The organism is Streptomyces shaanxiensis (assembly GCF_039537145.1).
Lineage (GTDB): Bacteria > Actinomycetota > Actinomycetes > Streptomycetales > Streptomycetaceae > Streptomyces > Streptomyces shaanxiensis.
On sequence record NZ_BAAAZY010000010.1, the window covers coordinates 1086668 to 1107422 of the forward strand.

Annotated in this window: 8 protein-coding genes and 1 pseudogene (1 of these 9 only partly in view); 5 read left to right on the plus strand and 4 right to left on the minus strand. The window is 71.0% G+C overall.

The window, feature by feature from the left end; translation table 11 throughout:
- The 5 genes from ABD932_RS18355 to ABD932_RS18375 all read left to right on the plus strand — a co-directional run.
- A protein-coding gene (locus ABD932_RS18355; RefSeq protein ID WP_345013966.1) for an SDR family NAD(P)-dependent oxidoreductase crosses the window boundary here: on the plus strand, positions 1-12283 show its 3' end. 17537 nt of this gene lie to the left of the window's left edge; 12283 of the gene's 29820 nt are visible here — the last part of the coding sequence; its start codon lies beyond the left edge, outside the window; the stop codon is at positions 12281-12283.
- Positions 12284-12374: 91 nt separating this feature from the next.
- On the plus strand, positions 12375-14069 hold the full coding sequence (locus ABD932_RS18360) for a 3-hydroxyacyl-CoA dehydrogenase family protein (RefSeq protein ID WP_345013968.1): 1695 nt from the start codon (positions 12375-12377) through the stop codon (positions 14067-14069).
- 81 nt (positions 14070-14150) lie between these two features.
- Entirely contained in the window at positions 14151-14630 is a 480-nt protein-coding gene (locus ABD932_RS18365; RefSeq protein WP_345013969.1) for a glycosyltransferase, read from the plus strand.
- A 1031-nt stretch (positions 14631-15661) separates the two neighbouring features.
- Positions 15662-16279, plus strand: coding sequence for a PAS domain-containing protein (locus ABD932_RS18370; protein ID WP_345013971.1), 618 nt, complete (start codon positions 15662-15664; stop codon positions 16277-16279).
- 429 nt (positions 16280-16708) lie between these two features.
- Complete coding sequence (locus ABD932_RS18375) at positions 16709-17710, plus strand: beta-ketoacyl-ACP synthase III (RefSeq protein ID WP_345013973.1); 1002 nt, start codon at positions 16709-16711, stop codon at positions 17708-17710.
- Between the two features lie 72 nt (positions 17711-17782).
- Here ABD932_RS18375 and ABD932_RS18380 read toward each other — a convergent pair whose 3' ends face one another.
- The 4 genes and pseudogenes from ABD932_RS18380 to ABD932_RS18390 form a co-directional block, all read right to left on the minus strand.
- Entirely contained in the window at positions 17783-18235 is a 453-nt protein-coding gene (locus tag ABD932_RS18380; RefSeq protein WP_345013975.1) for a DUF6069 family protein, read from the minus strand.
- A 92-nt stretch (positions 18236-18327) separates the two neighbouring features.
- A pseudogene (locus tag ABD932_RS44000) lies at positions 18328-18441 on the minus strand (S-(hydroxymethyl)mycothiol dehydrogenase); the annotation flags it as partial.
- Between the two features lie 179 nt (positions 18442-18620).
- Positions 18621-19361: a class I SAM-dependent DNA methyltransferase gene (locus ABD932_RS18385; RefSeq protein WP_345014467.1), complete on the minus strand. Its 741-nt coding sequence runs from the start codon at positions 19359-19361 to the stop codon at positions 18621-18623.
- A 112-nt stretch (positions 19362-19473) separates the two neighbouring features.
- On the minus strand, positions 19474-19776 hold the full coding sequence (locus ABD932_RS18390) for a hypothetical protein (protein WP_345013977.1): 303 nt from the start codon (positions 19774-19776) through the stop codon (positions 19474-19476).
- Positions 19777-20755 lie beyond the last annotated feature (979 nt).

Sequence of the window (20755 nt, forward strand, 5' to 3'; positions counted from 1 at the left end):
CGTGGCGGGGCGCCGTACCTTCACCGTGCACGCCCGGCCGGAGGCACACGTCGAGGAGCCGTGGACCCAGCACGCCTCCGGTGTGCTCGCGACGGGCGAGCGGCCCCCGGCCGACTTCGACTCCGCCGTGTGGCCGCCGGCCGGCGTCGTCGCGATGGACCATGAGGACTGCTACGACCGCTTCGCCGACACGGGCTTCGCCTACGGGCCGACCTTCCAGGGGCTGCGGTCGGCATGGCGTCTGGGCGAGGAGGTCTACGCCGAGCTCGCCCTGCCCGACGACGCGGCCCCGGGCGGCTACGGGCTGCACCCGGCGCTGCTCGACGCGGCCCTGCACGCCGCGCTGCTGGACGAGACGGCCGAGGCCGGGCTGCCGTTCAGTTGGACGGGCGTCAGCCTGCACGCCACCGGGGCATCGCGGCTGCGCCTCAGGATGACCCGGGACGCGTCCGGCACGACCCGCACCCTTGCGCTCGCCGACCCCACCGGCACGCCGGTCGCCTCGATCGACTCCCTCGTCGTCCGCCCGGTCGCCGCCGACCGGCTCGGCGCCCCGAACATCGGCCGCGACGCGCTCTTCGGAGTCGACTGGGTGCCCGTCGGCACCGAGGACGCGGTGCCGGCCGGCACCGTGGCGGTCCTCGGCGACGACCCGTTCGGACTCGGCTTCGAGACGGTGGCGTCCCCGGGCGACACCGAGGCCGGAGTCGTACTCCTGCCCGTCGTCGGAGACGGAGACGGAGACGGTGACGGCGACGTGGTGGGGGCGGCGCACACCGCCACCGCGCGCGTCCTCGCCGCCCTGCAGGACTGGATCGCCGCCGAACGGCCCGGCAGGCTCGTCGTCGTCACCCGTGACGCCACGGTCGGCGGCGACCTCGTCGGTGCGGCCGTCTGGGGCCTCGTGCGGTCGGCGCAGTCCGAGCACCCCGGCAGCTTCGGCCTGATCGACCTGGTGGGCGCGGCCGACGACGAGGCTCGTACCGCGACCGGCGCCGACCTGATCGCGGCGGTCCTCGCCATCGACGAGCCTCAACTCGCCGTCCGCGACGGCAAGGTACTCGCCGCCCGTCTGGCCCGGGCGCACGTCGCCCAGGAGGCGGCCGTCTGGGAGAGTCCTGTGCTCATCACGGGCGGTACCGGTGGCCTCGGCCGGATCATTGCCCGGCACCTGGTCGAGCGGCACGGTGTGACGGAGCTCGTCCTGGCCAGCCGCACCGGCCAGGCCGACGTGACGGAGCTGGAGGCGGCCGGGGCGACGGTGTCGGTGGTCGCCTGCGACATCGCCGATCGGGACGCGCTCGCCGAGCTCCTGGACCGGCACCCGGTCCGCTCTGTCGTCCATGCTGCGGGTGTGCTCGATGACGGTGTGGTCGCCTCGCTGACCCCGGAGCGTCTCGACAGCGTGCTGCGGCCGAAGGCCGACGCGGCCTGGAACCTGCACGAACTCCTCGGTGATGTCGCGCAGTTCGTGTTGTTCTCCAGTGCCGCCGGTGTCTTCGGCAACGCCGGACAGGGCAATTACGCGGCGGGCAACGCCTTCCTCGACGCTCTGGCCGCTCGCCGTAGGGCGGAAGGGCTGCCCGCCGTGTCCCTCGCCTGGGGTGCGTGGGAGACCGGCATGCCGGCTCAGGAGGACGCGGAGCGCATGGCCCGCTCGGGCATGCCCGCCATCAGCGCCGAACGCGGCGTGGAACTGTTCGACGCGGCGCTCACGACCGGCGAACCCCTGGTGCTTCCCGTGCGGCTGGACCTTTCGGCGCTGCGCGGTCACGCCACCGTCGCGCCCCTCCTGCGCGGACTCGTCCGCACCAAGGCACGCCGGGCCGTCGCGGGCTCGGAGGCCGCGTCCTCGCTGGTCGCACGCCTCGCCGCCCTCGACCCGACGGCACGCCGCACCGAACTGGTCGGTCTGGTGTGCGCCCAGGCGGCGCAGGTGCTGGGCCACGCGGGTGTCGACGCGGTCGACTCCGCGCGGGCCTTCCAGGACCTCGGCTTCGACTCGCTCACGGCGGTCGAGTTCCGCAACCAGCTGACGGCGGCCACGGGCCTGAAGCTGCCCGCGACGCTCGTGTTCGACTACCCGACCGCACTGGCCCTCGCCGACCACCTGCACGCCGAACTGTTCGGCTCCGTGGCGGACAGCGCCGAGCTCCTGCCCGCACCCGTGTCCACCACCGACGACCCGATCGTCATCGTCGGCATGGCCTGCCGCTACCCCGGTGGAGTCGACTCGCCCGAGGACCTCTGGAACCTGGTGGTCAGCGGCGACGACGCCATCACGCCGTTCCCGACGAACCGAGGCTGGGACCTGGACACCCTGTTCCACCCCGACCCCGACCACCTCGGCACGTCGTACACCCGCTCCGGCGGCTTCCTGCACGACGCCGGGCTCTTCGACCCCGAGTTCTTCGGGATGTCCCCGCGTGAGGCGCTCGGCACCGACGCACAGCAGCGGCTACTGCTGGAGACGACCTGGGAGGCCCTGGAGCGCACCGGCATCGACCCGACGTCCCTGCGGGGCAGCCGGACCGGTGTGTTCGCCGGTGTCATGTACTCCGACTACGCCCAGATCCTGGAGGCCGACGCCGAGGGGCACCAGGGCGCCGGCACCTCGCCCAGCGTGGCGTCCGGCCGCGTGTCCTACACGTTCGGCTTCGAGGGCCCGTCGGTCTCCGTGGACACGGCGTGCTCGTCGTCGCTGGTCGCGATGCACTGGGCGATGCAGGCGCTGCGCTCCGGCGAGTGCACCCTCGCCCTCGCCGGCGGTGTCACCGTGATGTCCACACCGGGCGCCTTCGTCGGCTTCTCCCGGCAACGCGGGCTCGCGCAGGACGGCCGCTGCAAGGCGTTCTCGGACAGTGCCGACGGCGTCGGCTGGTCGGAGGGCGTCGGCCTGCTGGTGCTGGAGCGCGAGTCCGACGCCCTCCGCAACGGCCACCGGATCCTGGCCGTCGTCAAGGGCTCGGCGGTCAACCAGGACGGTGCCTCCAACGGGCTTACGGCGCCGAACGGTCCGTCGCAGCAGCGCGTCATCCGGCAGGCACTCGCATCCGCAGGCCTGTCCACCGCCGACGTGGATGCCGTCGAGGCGCACGGCACCGGTACGACGCTCGGCGACCCCATCGAGGCGCAGGCCCTGATGGCGACCTACGGTCAGGACCGCGACGTACCGCTCTACCTGGGGTCGGTGAAGTCCAACATCGGCCACGCCCAGGCGGCCGCGGGCGTCGCGGGTGTCATCAAGATGGTCAAGGCGCTGGAGCACGGCGTGCTCCCGCCGACGCTGCACGTCACCGAGCCGTCGGCACACGTCGACTGGAGCGAGGGCGCCGTCGAGCTGATCGGCGAACCGACGGGCTGGCCGACCGTCGGGCGCCCGCGCCGGGCCGGCGTCTCGTCGTTCGGCCTCAGCGGCACGAACGCGCACGTCATCCTGGAGCAGCCGGTCGCACAAGCACCCGTCGCACCGGCAACGGCTGTCGAGGCCCCCACCTCCGACGTGCCGTGGCTGGTGTCTGCGAAGACCGAGGCGTCTCTGTCGGGCCAGATCGACCGGGTCCGGGAACTCGACGGCGACCCCGTCGACATCGGCCACTCGCTTCTCACGAGCCGTACGCTCTTCGACCACCGTGCGGTGCTGCTGGACGGCATCGAACTGGCCCGGGGCCGGGCCCGCTCCGGTCGCCCCCTCGCCCTGCTCTTCTCCGGTCAGGGTTCGCAGCGGCTCGGTATGGGGCGGGAGTTGTACGACCGCTTCCCGGTGTTCGCGGAGGCGTTCGACGACGCCCTGATGTACCTCGACCCTGCGCTGCGTGAGGTGGTGTGGGGTGAGGACGAGGGGCTGCTGAACCAGACCGGTTACACCCAGCCCGCTCTGTTCGGGCTTCAGGTGGCGCTGTACCGGTTGGTGGAGTCGTGGGGTGTGAGGCCCGATCACCTGGCCGGTCACTCCATCGGCGAGATCGCCGCGGCGCACGTCGCGGGCGTGCTGAGCCTGGAGGACGCGTGCCTGTTGGTCACGGCCCGTTCCAGCTTGATGCAGGAACTGCCCGCCGGTGGCGCGATGGTCTCGGTCATGGCCTCCGAGGCCGAAGTGCTGCCGCATCTGACCGACAACGTCTCCATCGCCGCAGTCAACGGCCCGGCGTCCGTGGTGATCTCCGGTGACGAGGCCGAGGTCCTTGAGATCGCCGGGCGTTGGAAGTCGAAGCGGCTGCGGGTGTCGCATGCCTTCCACTCGCCGCTGATGGACCCGATGCTGGAGGACTTCCGGGAGGCGATCGGCGAGATCGAGTTCCGTGAACCGCAGATCCCCTTCACCACGTCCGGCGATGTGACCGACCCCGAGTACTGGGTGAACCACGTCCGGGACGCGGTCCGCTTCCACGACAACGTCCAGGCTCTCGCCGACGCGACCTTCCTGGAGATCGGCCCGGACGGCGTGCTGTCCGCGATGGTCGCCCAGGACGCACCTGAAGCAGTGAGCATCCCGGTACTCCGCAAGGACAAGCCGGAGCCGACCGCGGCCCTGACCGCCCTCGCCACCCTGCACGTCCACGGCACCCACGTCGACTGGACGTCCTTCTACCCGGGCGGCAGGCCGATCGACCTGCCCACCTACGCCTTCCAGCACCAGGCGTTCTGGCCCGCCGTACGCATCGGCGGTGACGACGCGTCCGGCATCGGCCTGGTGGCCCTCCGTCACCCCCTGCTGAACGCCTCGGCGGAACTCGCCGACGGCGAGGGCTTCCTGTTCACCAGCCGCCTCGCCCTGCGCACTCACCCATGGCTGGCCCACCACGTCGTGAACGGCAGCGTCATGGTGCCGGGTGCGGCCCTCGTCGAACTGGCCGTGCGGGCCGGCGACGAACTCGGGCTCGACCGGCTGGAGGAGCTGACGCTGTCCGCGCCGGTGATCCTGCCGGAGACCGGGGGCCTCGCCCTGCAGACACGGGTGTCCGCCGAGGACGAGTCGGGCCGTCGTACCTTCACCGTGCACGCCCGGCCCGCCGAGGCCGTGGACGTGCCGTGGACGCAGGTCGTGTCCGGTGCGCTCGCCGGTGGCGAGCGTCGGATCGACTTCGACACGAGCGTGTGGCCGCCGGCCGGCGCCGAGCCGCTCGACGTGACGGGCTGCTACGACCGGTTCGCCGGGGCCGGGTTCACCTACAGCGGGCCCTTCCGGGGCCTGAAGGCGGCATGGAGGATCGGCGACGACACATACGCCGAGGTGGCGCTGCCCGACGACGTCAACGTCACGCCGTACGGACTGCACCCGGCCCTGCTCGACGCGGCCCTGCACGCCTTGCTGCTCGACGAGAGCGGCACCGCCGGGCTCCCGTTCGCGTGGGAGAACGTCTCCCTCCACGCGACCGGCGCCTCCGCGCTGCGGGTGCGTCTGACCCGCAATGCCGCCGGAACGTCGATCGCGCTCGCCGACCCGGCGGGCAACGCCGTCGCCTCGGTCGAGTCGCTGGTGGTGCGGGCGGTCACCCACGAGGAGACCGGTGCCCGCCGCCAGGACGCGCTCTTCGCCGTCGAGTGGACGCCGGTCGCCGTGCCGCCCGCCGAGGCGGGCCGGAGCGTCAGCGTTCTCGGCCCCGACGTGCTCGGGCTGTCGGTCGGCCGGGTGGAAGGCCGGCTCGCGCTCGCCGACACGTCGGTCGTGCTGGTGCCGCTGTCCGGCGAGCCCGGCGCGGACGGCGCGCACCGCACCACCCGCCAGGTGTTGGGGCTGCTGCACGAGTGGATCGCCGACGACCGCGACGGCCGCCTGGTGTTCGTCACCCGGGGCGCGGTCGACGGCGACGACCTCGCCGGCGCCGCCGCCTGGGGCCTGGTCCGCTCGGCGCAGTCCGAGCACCCGGACCGCTTCGGCCTGATCGACCTCGACGCCGAGGAGTCCTCGCTCGCGACGCTGCTCGCGGTGCTCGACCTCGACGAGCCGCAAGTGGTGATCCGCGACGGCAAGGTACTCGCCGCCCGTCTGGCCCGGGCGCACGTCGCCCAGGAGGCGGCCGTCTGGGAGAGTCCTGTGCTCATCACGGGCGGTACCGGTGGCCTCGGCCGGATCATTGCCCGGCACCTGGTCGAGCGGCACGGTGTGACGGAGCTCGTCCTGGCCAGCCGCACCGGCCAGGCCGACGTGACGGAGCTGGAGGCGGCCGGGGCGACGGTGTCGGTGGTCGCCTGCGACATCGCCGATCGGGACGCGCTCGCCGAGCTCCTGGACCGGCACCCGGTCCGCTCCGTCGTCCACGCCGCGGGTGTGCTCGATGACGGTGTGGTCGCCTCGCTGACCCCGGAGCGTCTCCACAGCGTGCTCCGACCGAAGGCCGACGCCGCCTGGAACCTGCACGAACTCCTCGGTGATGTCGCGCAGTTCGTGTTGTTCTCCAGTGCCGCCGGTGTCTTCGGCAACGCCGGACAGGGCAACTACGCGGCGGGCAACGCCTTCCTCGATGCCCTCGCCGTCCGGCGCAGGGCGGAAGGGCTGCCCGCGGTGTCCCTTGCCTGGGGTGCGTGGGAGACCGGCATGCCGGCTCAGGACGACGCCGAGCGCATGGCCCGCTCGGGCATGCCCGCCATCAGCGCGGACCACGGCGTGGAACTGTTCGACGCCGCCGTGGGCAGCGACGCGGCGGCCGTGCTCCCGGTCGAACTCGACCTCGCGGCCCTCAAGGCCCAGGGAACCGTACGACCGTTGCTGCGCGGCCTGATCCGCGTCAAGTCGCGCCGCAGGATCGCCGGGGCGGAGACCGCATCCGGTCTCGTCCAGCGGCTGTCCGCCCTCGACGAGGCGGGCCGCACCGCGGCGCTCGTGGACCTGGTGCGCGGCGAGGTCGCCGCGGTCCTCGGCTACGACACCACCGCCGCCGTCGACCCGGAGCGCGCCTTCCAGGAACTGGGCTTCGACTCGCTCACCGCGGTCGAGCTGCGCAACCGCCTCACCGCGGTCACCGGACTGAAGCTGCCCGCCACCGTGGTCTTCGACTACCCGTCCGCCCACCAGCTCGCTGCCTACGTCAAGGACGAACTCCTCGGCGCTCAGGCCCCGGCGGACAACCTGCCCGCCGTGTCCACGGCGGCCCTGTCCGACGACCCGATCGTCATCGTCGGCATGGCCTGCCGCTACCCCGGCGGGGTCACGACCCCCGAAGAGCTGTGGCAGCTGGTGCTCGACGGCACGGATGCCATCACGCCGTTCCCGACGAACCGAGGCTGGGACCTGGACACCCTGTTCCACCCCGACCCCGACCACCCCGGCACGTCGTACACCCGCTCCGGCGGCTTCCTGCACGACGCCGACCAGTTCGACGCCGAGTTCTTCGGGATGTCCCCGCGCGAGGCACTGTCGACCGACGCCCAGCAGCGGTTGCTGCTGGAGACGGCGTGGGAGGCCCTGGAGCGCACGGGCGTCGACCCGGTGTCCCTGCGGGGAAGCCGGACCGGTGTGTTCGCCGGTGTCATGTACAACGACTACACGCAGCTGATCGGCGGCGCCGACACCGAGGGCTACGGCAGCACCGGCGCCTCGCCGAGCGTGGTGTCCGGCCGTGTCTCGTATGTGCTCGGGCTGGAGGGCCCGTCGGTGTCCGTGGACACGGCGTGCTCGTCGTCGCTGGTCGCGATGCACTGGGCGATGCAGGCGCTGCGCTCCGGGGAGTGCACCCTCGCCCTCGCCGGAGGTGTCACGGTGATGTCCACGCCGGGCTCGTTCGTCGGGTTCTCCCGACAGCGCGGGTTGTCCGAGGACGGCCGCTGCAAGGCGTTCGGCGACGGCGCGGACGGCGTGGGCTGGGCCGAGGGCGCCGGTGTCGTCGTACTGGAACGGCAGTCGGATGCCGTGCGCAACGGTCACCGGATCCTGGCCGTGGTGAAGGGTTCTGCCGTGAACCAGGACGGTGCGTCCAACGGGCTCACGGCGCCGAACGGTCCGTCGCAGCAGCGGGTGATCCGGCAGGCGCTCGCGAGCGCCGGTCTGTCCACCGCGGACGTGGATGCCGTCGAGGCCCACGGCACCGGAACGACACTGGGAGACCCCATCGAGGCGCAGGCCCTGATGGCGACCTACGGCCAGGACCGCGACGTACCGCTCAAGCTCGGTGCCATCAAGTCGAACATCGGTCACACCCAGGCCGCCGCCGGCGTCGCCGGAGTGATCAAGATGGTGCAGGCGATGCAGCACGGCATCCTGCCCAGGACACTGCACGCGGACACGCCCTCGTCGCACGTGGACTGGACGGAAGGCGCCGTCGACCTGCTCACCGACACCACCGAGTGGCCCGAGGTCGACCGCCCCCGGCGCGCGGCCGTGTCCTCCTTCGGCATCAGCGGCACCAACGCGCACGTCATCCTGGAGCGGGGACCCGCGGTGGACTCCCCGGCCGCCCCGGACATCGAGCCCGTGCGAGGCGTCCCGTGGCTGGTGTCCGCGAAGACCGAGGCAGCGCTGTCGGGCCAGATCGAGCGGGTCCGGGAACTCGACGGCGACCCGATCGACATCGGCCACTCGCTGCTCACCGCCCGATCGAGGTTCAGCCACCGCGCAGTCCTGCTCGACGGTGTGGAACTCGCCCGGGGCGTGGCGGCCCGCAAACCCCTCGCCTTCCTGTTCTCGGGGCAGGGTTCGCAACGGCTGGGGATGGGGCGGGAGTTGTACGACCGGTTCCCGGTGTTCGCGGAGGCCTTCGACGCCGTACTCGTCCATCTCGACCCGGCGCTTCGCGAGGTGATGTGGGGCGAGGACGAGGAGCTGCTGAACCAGACCGGTTACACGCAGCCCGCTCTGTTCGCGCTGCAAGTGGCCCTGTACCGGCTGGTGGAGTCGTGGGGCGTGAGGCCCGATCACCTGGCCGGTCACTCCATCGGCGAGATCGCGGCGGCGCATGTCGCGGGTGTGTTGAGCCTGGAGGACGCGTGCCTCCTCGTCACGGCGCGGTCGAGTCTGATGCAGGAGCTGCCTGCTGGTGGTGCGATGGTCTCGGTGGTGGCCTCCGAGGAGGAGGTGCTGCCGCACCTGACCGACAAGGTCTCCATCGCCGCCGTCAACGGCCCGGCCTCCGTGGTCATCGCGGGCGACGAGGCCGAGGTGCTGGAGATCGCCGGGCGTTGGAAGTTCAAGCGGCTGCGTGTGTCCCACGCCTTCCACTCCCCGCTGATGGACCCGATGCTCGACGACTTCCGCGAGGTGGTCGAGGACATCAACTTCGAGGCCCCGGGCATCCCGTTCAGCACGTCGGGCGATGTGACCGACCCCGAGTACTGGGTGCGGCACGTGCGCGACGCCGTCCGCTTCCACGACAACGTCCGGGCACTGGGTGACGTGGCCTTCCTGGAGATCGGCCCGGACGGTGTGCTGTCCGCGATGGTCGCCCAGGACGCGGCCGACGCGGTCGCGATCCCGGTCCTGCGCAAGGACAAGCCGGAGGAGACCGCGGCGCTGACCGCCCTGGCGCGGCTGCACGTCGGTGGTGCCGACGTCGACTGGACGTCCTTCTACCCGGGCGGAAGGCTCATCGACCTGCCCACCTACGCCTTCCGGCGGCAGAGCTACTGGCCCAAGGTCGCCGAAGGCGCGGGCGACGTCCGGGCCGCCGGTCTGCGCGGTGTCGTACACCCGCTGCTCGGTGCGGCCGTCGAACTCGCCGGTTCCGCAGGCCACTTGTTCACGAGCAGGCTCTCGCTGCGTACGCACCACTGGCTCGCCGACCACGTGATCATGGGCCGGGCCCTGGTGCCCGGTGCCGCGCTGGTCGAGCTGGCGCTGCGGGCCGGTGACGAGCTGGGCTGCGACACCGTGGAGGAGCTGACGATGGCCGCGCCGCTGGTCCTGCCCGAACAGGGCGGTGTCCAGGTGCAGGTGTCCGTCGGCACTGCCGACGACGACGGTCGACGTACCGTGACGGTCTACTCGCGGCCCGAGGACACGGACCTGCCCTGGACCGAGAACGCCACCGGCCTCCTCACCACGGGCGGTCGGCCCGCCCCGTCGGACCCCGCGTCCGACCTCGGGTCCGGCACCGCCGAGTGGCCGCCGGCCGGCGCCGAGGCCATCGACCTCGACGGCGCGTACGACCGGTTCGCCGAGGTCGGCTTCGGCTACGGGCCGGCGTTCCAGGGGCTGCGGCGGGCGTGGCGGGCGGCCGGTGCCGTGTACGCCGAGGTCGCCCTGCCCGAGGGCACGGAAGCCGGCGGGTTCGGCCTGCACCCGGCGCTGCTCGACGCCGCCCTGCACACCGCGTTGCTCGGCGGCGAGGAGCGTGCCGGGAGCGGCGGATCCGCTGCCCTGCCCTTCTCGTGGGAAGGCGTCTCGCTGCAGGCCACCGGTGCCTCGGCGGTACGGGTGAGGATGGAGCGCGACGAGAGCGGGGCGATGTCGATCGCCCTCGCCGACCTGTCCGGCACCCCGGTCGCCCAGGTGGAGTCCCTGGTGGTGCGGGAGGTCTCCGCGCAGCAGCTGGCGGGTTCCGGCGTCGGGCGCGACTCGCTGTTCACCCTGAACTGGACGCCCATCGCGGCGAACAGCGCCTTCGACGAGCCGGTCGCGGTCGCCGGTGAGGACGCCTTCGGCCTTGCGGACAGCTTCGTCGGCGGCCGGGTCCACCCGGACATCGCCGCCGCGGACGCGGGCGTGGTGCTGGTCGAGGTCGTCGCCGTCTCCGAGGACGTCGTGGACTCGGCGCACGCGGCGGTGTCCGACGCACTGGTGAACATCCAGGAGTGGCTGACCGCCGAACGGCCCGGACGGCTGGTGTTCGTCACGCGGGGTGCCATCGCCGCAGTGGACGGTGATGTCCCGGACGTGGTGGGCGCCGCCGTGTGGGGCATGGTGCGCGTGGCGCAGTCCGAACACCCCGGGCGTTTCGGCCTGCTCGACCTCGACGATCGGCGCTCGTCGCTCGCCGTGCTGCGCCAGGCCGTCGCCGTCGAGGAACCGCAGGTCGTCATCCGCGACGGGGAGGTTCTCGCCGGACGGCTGGCCCCCGCGCCGCAGCCGCAGGAGGAGCAGGCCTGGGCCGGGCCGGTCCTCATCACCGGCGGCACCGGCGCGCTCGGCCGGATCATCGCCCGGCACCTGGTGGACCAGCACGGCGTCACCGAACTGGTGCTGGTCAGCCGCAAGGGCGAGGCGGACGTGAGTGAACTGGAGGCGGCCGGCGCGACCGTGTCGGTGGTCGCCTGCGACATCGCCGACCGGGATGATCTGAGGGCCCTGCTCGACCGGCACCCGGTCAGGTCGGTCGTGCACGCCGCCGGTGTCCTCGACGACGCCACGGTCGAACAGCTGACGCTGGACCGCATCGCCCCGGTGCTCCAGCCGAAGGCCGACGCGGCCTGGTTCCTGCACGAACTCGCCCACGACCTGGACCACTTCGTGCTGTTCTCCTCGGTCGCCGGGACGCTCGGCAACCCGGGGCAGGCGAACTACGCGGCGGGCAACGCGTTCCTCGACGCCCTCGCCGCCCGCCGCCGGGCCGAAGGACTGCCCGCCGTCTCGCTGGCCTGGGGTGCCTGGGACACCGGCATGCTCACCGCACAGGACGCGGCACGCATGGCCCGCGGCGGCCTGCCCGCGCTCACCGAGGAGCAGGGCGTACGCCTCTTCGACGCGGCGCTCGGCACCGGGCTGCCGGTCCTGCTGCCGGTCCGCCTGGACCTGGCGGTGCTGCGGGACCTGGGCGAGCCGGCGCCACTGCTGCGCGGTCTCGTCCGGACGAAGTCCAAGCGGGCCGTCGTCGGACAGGAGACCGCCGACTCTCTGGTGCGCCGGATGGCGGGGCTCACGCAGGACGAGCGCACGGCGATGCTGCTGGAGGTCGTCCGGGGTCAGGTCGCCGAAGTGCTCGGCCACGGCGCCGGTGAGGAGATCGAACCCGAGCGCCAGTTCCAGGAGCTGGGCTTCGACTCCCTCACCGCCGTCGAGCTGCGCAACCGCCTCGGCACGGTCACCGGTCTGCGCCTGCCCGCCACGCTGGTGTTCGACCACCCGACCCCGAACGACCTGGTCGAGCTGCTCCGCTCCGAGCTGAACATCGGCGAACCCGCCCAGGGAACACCGGCCCTGCTCGCCGAACTCGACCGGATCGAGAAGGCGTTCGCCGACGCCACGGGCGCCCTCGACGAACGGTTCCACCAGCAGGTCGCCGGCCGCCTGGAGGTGCTGCGCACCAAGTGGGCGGAGCTGCGCAAGGCAGACACGGGCGACGGCGGGATCGACCTGGAGACGGCGTCCGACGACGAGATGTTCGCCCTGCTCGACTCCGAGTTGGGGCTGTAGCCGGCACAGAGCCGGGTCGGCCGACCGGCCGGCCCGGGTCTCAAAGGGCCCATTGGTCCCAAAGACCCCATCAAGTAAGGAGTACGACGCCATGACGGAGCTCGTGATCGGGATAGTGGGGCTCGGCTCGCTGGGCGAGGGGCTGGCCCGCGCGTTGCTCGGCAACGGCACGGAGGTGATCGGCGTCGACCACGACCCGGTCGTGGTGGCCCGGGTCGGTGACCGACTGGACGGGCCGCTGCTCACGCTCGGCGACAGGCCACTGCTCACCCTCGGCACCGAACCGGCCGACCTCAAGCGCGCCGACGTGGTGATCGAGGCCGTACCGGAGGACCGGGCCGCCAAGGAAGCCGTGCTGCGTGGGCTGGTCGAGCTGGTCGAGCCCGGCACGGTCCTGCTCACCACCACGTCCACGCTGTCGGTGTCCGAGCTCGCGATCGCCTCGGGGGCTCCGGACCGCGTCGTCGGCCTGCGCTACTTCCTCCCGCCGCCCGAGGGCGGCAACGCCGTGCTCGTCGAGACCGCCATGGCGGCACGGCGGACGTCCGAACTGGCGCGCAGCGTGGCCGCTCTCGCGGACACGGAGGTGGTCCCCCTCGGCCGCCGGCCGAGCGAGGTGGCCGCCGCGCTGGTCCACACATGGCTGAACCGGACCGTCGACCTTGCCGCCGAGGGCTATGCCGACGTCGAGGACATCGACACCGCCATGAGACTCGGCTGCGGCCTCGGGCAGGGCCCGTTCGAGATGCTCGATCTGATCGGTCTCGACACCGTCCACGCCTCCCTCACGGCCCTGGGCGTCAAGCCCGCCGCGCTGCTCGACCGGCTGGTGGCCGAGGGACGCCTGGGACGCAAGACCGGGCACGGGTTCCACCGGTACGACGATGCCGGTGCCCGGGTGCGGACCGGCCGTGTCACCGCCGTCACCGGAACGCCCCGCGCGATCACCCGGGCCGGTGTGGCCGGCTCCGGCACCATGGCGCGCGGTATCGCCGAGGTCCTGGCCGTCGCGGGCATCCCCACCACTCTCGTCGCCCGCACCGCGGACAAGGCCGAGGCCGCCCGGAACGCCGTCGCCGCCTCACTCGCCCGGTCCGTCAGGAAGGGCCGCATCACCGAGCAGGACCGGCTGGACATCCTCGCCCGGCTCACCACGGGAACGGACTACGAGGGCCTCGCGGACGCCGGCCTGGTCGTCGAAGCCGTCGCCGAGGACATGGCCGTCAAACCCGCGGTGCTGCGCGCGATCGACGCACACCTCCCACCGGGCGCCGTCATCGCCACCACCACCTCCAGCCTGTCCGTCACCGAGATCGCCGAGCACACCGGCCGGCCCCGCGATGTGATCGGCCTGCACTTCTTCAACCCGGCACCCGTGATGCGGCTGGTCGAAGTGGTGCGCACCCGCCACACCGACCCCGATGTGCACGCCACGGCACACGCGCTGGTGGCACGGCTGCGCAAGACGGCCGTCGACTGCACGGACCGTACCGGGTTCATCGTGAACTTCCTGTTGTTCCCGTACCTCAACGACGCCGTGCGCCTGCTCGCCCGCACCGATGTCACCGTGGCCGAGATCGACGCCGCGGTCAGCACGGCGTACCCGTACCCGATGGGGCCGTTCACCCTGCTCGACACGATCGGACTCGACGTGTCGCTCGCGATCATGGAGATGCTCAGCGGGTCGCAGGGCGCCCCGGCCGAGCCGCTGCGGCAGTTGGTGGCCGCCGGCCACCTGGGACGCAAGACCCGGCGCGGGTTCCGAGTGGCCGAACAGGTGGAGTGAGACTTTCGTGTCGTCGGAGCTACGCTTGGCGACAGGACGTGGGGGGCGGCCATCGCCCGCCGAGAGGTGGTTGGGGGCGTCATGACTCAGGAGGCGTTCGGGGAGCGACGGCACGTCGCCGTCTTCAGCGACCCCGAGCACGGGCAGGAACTGCCCATGTTGGCACTGATCGAGGAACTCGTCCGGCGCGGCCACCGGGTCACCTGGGCGACCGGGTCCGAGCTGGCCGCGCGGCTGGCCATTTCGGGGGCGACGGAAGACGGTTGGGACGTCGTGGGGTTCCTCGACGACAGCAGTTCGCCGGCCGCCTTCGCGCGGGGGTACTTCGCCGACGATCTGCCGGACGTCGTCATCTACGACAAGACCGCCAACGCGGTCGCGGCGGCCATCGAGCCGAGGGCGGCCGGGGAGATCGAACTCGTGCAGGACGAGTTCGTCGACGACGAGTTCATCGACTTCCTCACCCGCTTCGGGCTGGCGTTCGTGTCCGGAGGGCCCGGGCTGTACCGGCTCGTTCCGGCGTGCTTGGAGCGCTCGGCCCGACACCGAGGGCACCGGTGACCGGCTCGTCGAGGCGGATCCGGATTAATGGTTGCCTAGGGCACTCACATTGACGCGCGTCACCTTGTGAGGTGGGGTGGTGTGCGGTTTCGGCGCGCCTCTGTTGTTCGTGCGGGAAAGTGGCTCGAATGAGTCGGGCTATTTCTGGAGGATGGGAAGGGCTTGTGAAGAGTTCCGTAATAATCTTCGCGGCCCAGGGGTGCCGGTTCACCAAGGCTTGGTAAATAACTTGGGTTGCAGTGGGTGCCTGCAGGTGCGCACGTCATAGGCGCTTTCTGTCCGTTCCCTGTCGGTCGGCGCCGCTCCAGCCCGCCGAATTGTAAACTTCCGGCACCGGTGGTGATGCGAGAGGGTTCACGCGGTAACGGAGCTGCAATAGAGCGGAAATGGGCCGTGAAACCCAAGGTGGATCTTGGCGGAAAAGGGCCTGTCGGTGCAGGGATCCCGGGGTCCGCCGCGCGGCGTAAGGGCCCTGGCGGCAGCCGGAGGGGTGTCGAGGCGTCCCTCAAGTCACGTGGTGGGCGAGTCGATCCGACCGACGGTGCCCGGTGATGCGCCCTCGGGTGGCGTGGATCATGCGGTTCCCGCGAACTGGCACCCGGTGTGTTGTCGATCTCGGTACTTGGCCGGGCTGTGGTGTGTGTGCAAACAGTCCAAGGCCGAGGGGATCGTCGGGAACCTACATCTCGCGCTGTCTCATGGGTCTGGTGACCTGCTCATTTATGTGGAATGTCTGCTTTCGTCCGTGTTTCTTCTGTGTGTGATGCGTCGACGAAGGTCCCAGGTTACTGACGGATAGTCATCAAATGGTGGGAGGGCTTCATTGACCCTGCGATAAGAATTTCCTTACGATCAAGCCCGGGGGATTCCCGGAATTCCTCCCGGAGAGGCGTCGACTTTCCGGGAGGAGCTGGGATTCAGTTACCTCAAATTTAGCTCAAGTGAGGACAGCTTCTATGCAGACTGCCGCCGCTGGCTATCTTGGAATTGACCAGTCCTCTGGTCCGGCAACGGCTACGAACGTGCCCGAAGTGGATGTGTTCAGAACGCTCCTGGACCGGTCCGGCCTCCTCCTCGCGAGCCTGGACCCCCAGATGTGCGTCGTCGAGGCGAACGAAGAGTTCGTCGACCAGTTCGGCTGCGACCGGGAGACCCTGGTCGGCAGCAGCTTCTACGACCTGCTGCACCCCGGTGTGCACGCCCCCATGCGCAAACAGTTCCAACGCCTCCTCGAGGGGCGCCGCGAACGCTTCGTCGAGCACCTCGCCGGCATAGGGCCCCGGCAGGCCGTGTTCACCGGAGACATCACGGGCATCGCCGTGCACGCCGCGTGCGGCGAGCTCGTCGGGTTCGTCGTCGTCGTGAACCCGGAGGAGGCCGTACAGGCCAACGCCGTCGTCGTCGACCGCACCCGCATCCTCAGCGAGATCGACGCCCGCATCCTGGAAGGCATAGCCAGCGGCGAGTCCACGATATGCCTCGCCTCCCGCCTGTTCCTCAGCAGGCAGGGCGTCGAGTACCACGTTGGCACCATGCTCAAGAAGCTCAAGGCACCCAACCGCGCCGCCCTCGTCAGCCGCGCATACAGCCTCGGCGTCCTGAGTGTCGGCAAATGGCCGCCGAAGGTGTCGCCCGACTATGTGAAGTGACCGCCCCGGACGAGCCGGATCCGGACGCCGACGGCCAGGGCCACCGCCCAGAGCCGTCCCGGAACACCGACGCCCGTCCCCGCACCGAACTCGCCACCCACCGCACCACGTACCACCGCTCGGTCCGTGGACTCCCAGCAGTGGCGCCCATCCGTTCCGCCGCCCGGGCCGTGCACAGCACGACCCGAAGCCCGTCCCCCCACCCGCAACCACCGCGGGGCCTCGCGCGCCCTGTGGTCTCATCCCGAGCCGACGGCATCCGTCGGCTCACCTCATTCCTCCAAGACCGGCGGTCGTGCCCGCCCGCTCGCTGTGGCGCGGCGGGCGGGCCGTCGCACGTCTTTCACCATGCGCCTCTGCGCCTCCATCTCTCCCAGCCGCTCGCTGCCCACAGCGCCGCTGGACGTCGACCCGTGAGGAAGGACGAGAATGCCGGCAGCGATAGTCGCGGGACTCGGATCATGGCTCCCGCCGAGGACAGTGACCAACGAGGAACTCACCCACAGACTCGCCACCACGGACGAGTGGATCCGCAGCCGCATCGGCGTCGCCACCCGACACATGATCGACCCCGGCACGGCGACATCGGATCTCGCCGTCGAGGCTGCCCGGCGCGCCCTGCGCTCGGCGGGCGTGCCCGGAGCGGGCGCCGTACTGCTGGCCACCACCACCCCCGACCGGCCCTGCCCCGCGACGGCACCCGAGATCGCCTCCCGCCTCGGCCTCGGCACCGTGCCCGCCTTCGACCTCGCCGCCGTCTGCACCGGCTTCGTCTACGGCCTCGCGGTCGGCGCCGGTCTCATCGCATCCGGACTCGTCGAGTCGCTGCTCGTGATCGGCGCGGACACCTACTCCACGATCCTCGACCCCGAGGACCGCACGTCCTCCGTGATCTTCGGGGACGGCGCAGGCGCGGTGCTGCTGCGCGCCGGCGATTCCGAAGAGCCGGGCGCGCTGGGCCCGTTCGACCTCGGCAGCCACGGCGAGCTCGCGGACCTCATCACCGTTCGCGGGGGCGGATCGCGGCAGCGTTCTTCCCCGGCCCCGGCCGACCCGGGCGACCAGTACTTCAGGATGGAGGGCCGCGCGGTCTTCGCCAACGCCGTCGCCCGGATGGCCGCCTCGTCGCAGTCCGCGCTGAAGAGCGCCGGGCTGCAGACGTCCGACGTGGACCGAGTCGTCGCGCACCAGGCGAACGCCCGCATCCTGGACGCGGTCGCCACGGAACTGCGGGTGGACCGCGACCGCTTCGTGTCCAACATCGCCCGCGTCGGCAACACCTCAGCAGCCTCGATCCCGCTGGCCCTCGACCACGGTCTACGCGACGGAGAACTGCGCGCCGGCCACCGCGTGCTGCTGACCGCTTTCGGCGGCGGCCTCACCTGGGGGTCGACATCGCTGACGTGGCCGGAGATCGCCCTCGCGGACTAGCGGGGCACCTCGGCGGGGCCGGGCATCAGCGCGGCCCCGCACCACAACTTCCCGAACAGGGCCCGTACTTGCTCAGGCCCCGAGCGGCGCGTGGACTTCATCGGTCGGCGAGGTACGGTCCTCCGCCAGGGGCATGACACGCCGAAAGATCGGCACGGCGATCACCGCGACCACCACGTGCATGACCATGAGCGCGAACACGCCGAGCACGTCCGCGCCATCGAGGAAGAACACCGGAACGTCGGCGAGGAAGGACACCCCGACCACGGTCGGCACCAGCTTGCGCAGCACTGCCCGGGGACGCTCGGAACGCCGGCGGATCCGTGCCCACACGACGGCGCCCACGATCACGCCGAGGGTGGTGAGCACCACGTACCCCTTGGGCTGCAAGCCCTGGATCACCTGCGGATCCGAGCCGAGGCTCCGCGCCACCCACGACACCAGGGCATTGCCCGCGCTGCCCAGTACCGCCGCGGCGACGGTACCCAGTACGACCTGGCCGCGATGGAGTTTCTCAATGGTCATGGCACTCCCGTGTCGTCGAGGAGAAGGGGCGGTCCGCCCGACGATAGGGGCGCCGCATCTGGCATGCGGCAAGGAAGTTGCGCGCTTTGCGCTCAGAGCATCACCACCGAGCGCGGGACGTAGCCGTGGTGCATCCGCTCGAACGCCTTCTCCACCTCGTCGAGCTGGATGGTCTCGGTCACGAACAGCATCGGGAAGTCACGCGAAGACGTCCGGCAGCGGCACTTCGAGCTTCATCCGAGCGGTGGTGGGGGACCAGGCTCGCGGCGCGGGGTCGCGGGAGCCGTCGCCATGGCGGCGTCGACGGCCGTCGCGGAGCGGCGGTCCTGCTGTTGACACGCACCGACCAGGGCGCCTGAAACCAGCCAGTGAGCCTGAACCGGCGTCAGCCAACCGGCTTCTTCCACACCGACACATGCTTGCCGCTCTCGCTGGTGAACGGCTCGCGCGTCCAGTCCTGCCACCGGTCGCGCAGCCGGAGTCCGGCGAGGCGGGCCATCAGGTCCAGCTCGGCGGACCAGATGTAGCGGAACGGGATGGACCAGTGTTCGGCACGGCCATCGGTGATGGTGACGTAGTTGGAGTTCATCGCCTGCGTGGCGACGTCGTAGGTGTCGAACGCCCAGCGCGACTCGCTGATGTGGAACGGTACGGCGTTCTGCCCGGCCGGGAGTTTCCGCAGCTCGGGAACCATGACCTCGACGACGAAGCAGCCGCCCGGCGCCAGGTGCGCCGCCACGTTGCGGAAGCAGTGGACCTGGGCGTCCTGGGACGTCAGATTCATGATCGTGTTGAAGACCGGATACGCCACGGAAAAGCTCTTCTCCACCCGCGTCGACGCGAAGTCCCCGATCGTCACGTCGATCGCGTCGCCGCCGGGCTTGGCGCGCAGCCGGTCCACCATGGCGCGGGACGTGTCGATGCCGTGCACCGGCACACCGCGGCCGGCCAGCGGCAGCGCGATGCGGCCGGTGCCGATGCCGAGTTCGAGCGCCGGGCCGCTGCCTGCGAGTTCGGCCAATAGGTCGACCGCGGGGCCCACCACGTCGGGACGGGACATGTCCGCCGTCGACTCGTCGTAGGTGGCCGCGATGTTCTCTCCGAAGTAGCCGTCCGCATCGATCACTTCGCGACCGTACTGCTCCTCGCACTCGCTCGCCGCGAAGCGATCGACGAGCAGTTGTACGACGACTTGGAGGCCGTGATCGGCGAGTACGCGCACCCAGCCCCGCACGAGATCACGGCCATCGCGGAGCGTTTCCGTGAGGCGACCACCGATCTCGTGGAGATCGTTCCGTACTTGGTGCGGTGTGCCGCGCGTCCCGGACGCTGGACGAACCGGCGAACGTCTGCTGCTTGTAGTGCTTGTTGCCCTGCTTCTCGGTCAGGTACTGGGCGATCTCGGTGCCCGCGCCGGCGAAGGCCAGCTGGCCGGCGGCTCCGGTGCGCGCGAGTAACTGGCCATACCAGCCGAGCTCCTTGCGGGGGACGACGAATCCGTCCTGGATCCGTTCCTGGCCGCCGTCGGCAGGTACCTTCACCGCACCGGCATACGCGAGGTTCCGCTCCGACAGCACTGCGTCCGCGCTCCCTCGCCCTGTGGCTGGCCTCGCGGGCAGCAGTCCTTCGCCCGGCGCCTGCAGAGCGTTGACGGTGATTTCGTCCAGCGCGAGTAGTTCCGTGGACATCAAGAGGCACGGCGTGGTGTTCCACTTGGCAAGGTGGAAGTGCTCGGCGCGCTCGCTGCCCCTGGCCAGCTGCTTGAATACTGAGCGGTCAGCCTTGGCGGTGCGCTTGGTGGCCTTCTGATGGTTGCCGTTGAGTGCAAGTCCCAGGGGGTGGAAACGAGATCCTGCCGGTCGGCGCCTCGTAACGGCCCGAGTTCGGGCTTACGGGAACTCGGCTCCTTCTCATCCTGCTTCCGTGCGCGCTGTCGATCGATGGCCGCGGCCGCCTTGTCCATGTCCGTAACCAGAGCGGCGGTCGAATTGGTACGCACGGAGATCTCTGTGCTGAGCCGGTCGAGTACCTCTTCCACAGATGCTGACATGGCTCGGCACCGTACGAGCGCAGGCATGGGCGCACGCAAGTGCGCATGGGCGCTTGCGTTGCCTCAGCAGGGCGGGCACACGATCATCGGTCCGCTTGGCAGGTCAAGAGGACGAAGGCACCGTGTCGGTATATCACTGTCAGCTCAAGCCGTTGGTGACACTGAGCAACCATGCGCGGATGCCGACCGGGCCAATGGAGCGTGCTGCGATGCAGGCCGCCAGCACCGAGTCAGCACGCCGCCAACCCCGTGCTGGTTCCGTACTGACTTCGAGGGCCGGAATCATGGAAAACCGCAGGCCCTAGCCCCGATCGAATGAGTTGTCGTACTACTCGATGGTGGTGCCGATGAGGCTTGCGGCGACGATGCGACGGAGGTTTGCGGTTGGTGGGGGAGCGGTGGTTCCGGAGGCCATGTGCGCCACTTCCTCGTGTGCGGTGGGGACGGGTACGTGTTGGCACACCGTAGAA

Coding starts and splice junctions, on each gene's coding strand:
- ABD932_RS18375 (WP_345013973.1), top strand. CDS start 16,709: ATGCCGGCAGCGATAGTCGCGGGACTCGGATCATGGCTCCCGCCGAGG.
- ABD932_RS18360 (WP_345013968.1), top strand. CDS start 12,375: ATGACGGAGCTCGTGATCGGGATAGTGGGGCTCGGCTCGCTGGGCGAG.
- ABD932_RS18365 (WP_345013969.1), top strand. CDS start 14,151: ATGACTCAGGAGGCGTTCGGGGAGCGACGGCACGTCGCCGTCTTCAGC.
- ABD932_RS18380 (WP_345013975.1), bottom strand. CDS start 18,235: ATGACCATTGAGAAACTCCATCGCGGCCAGGTCGTACTGGGTACCGTC.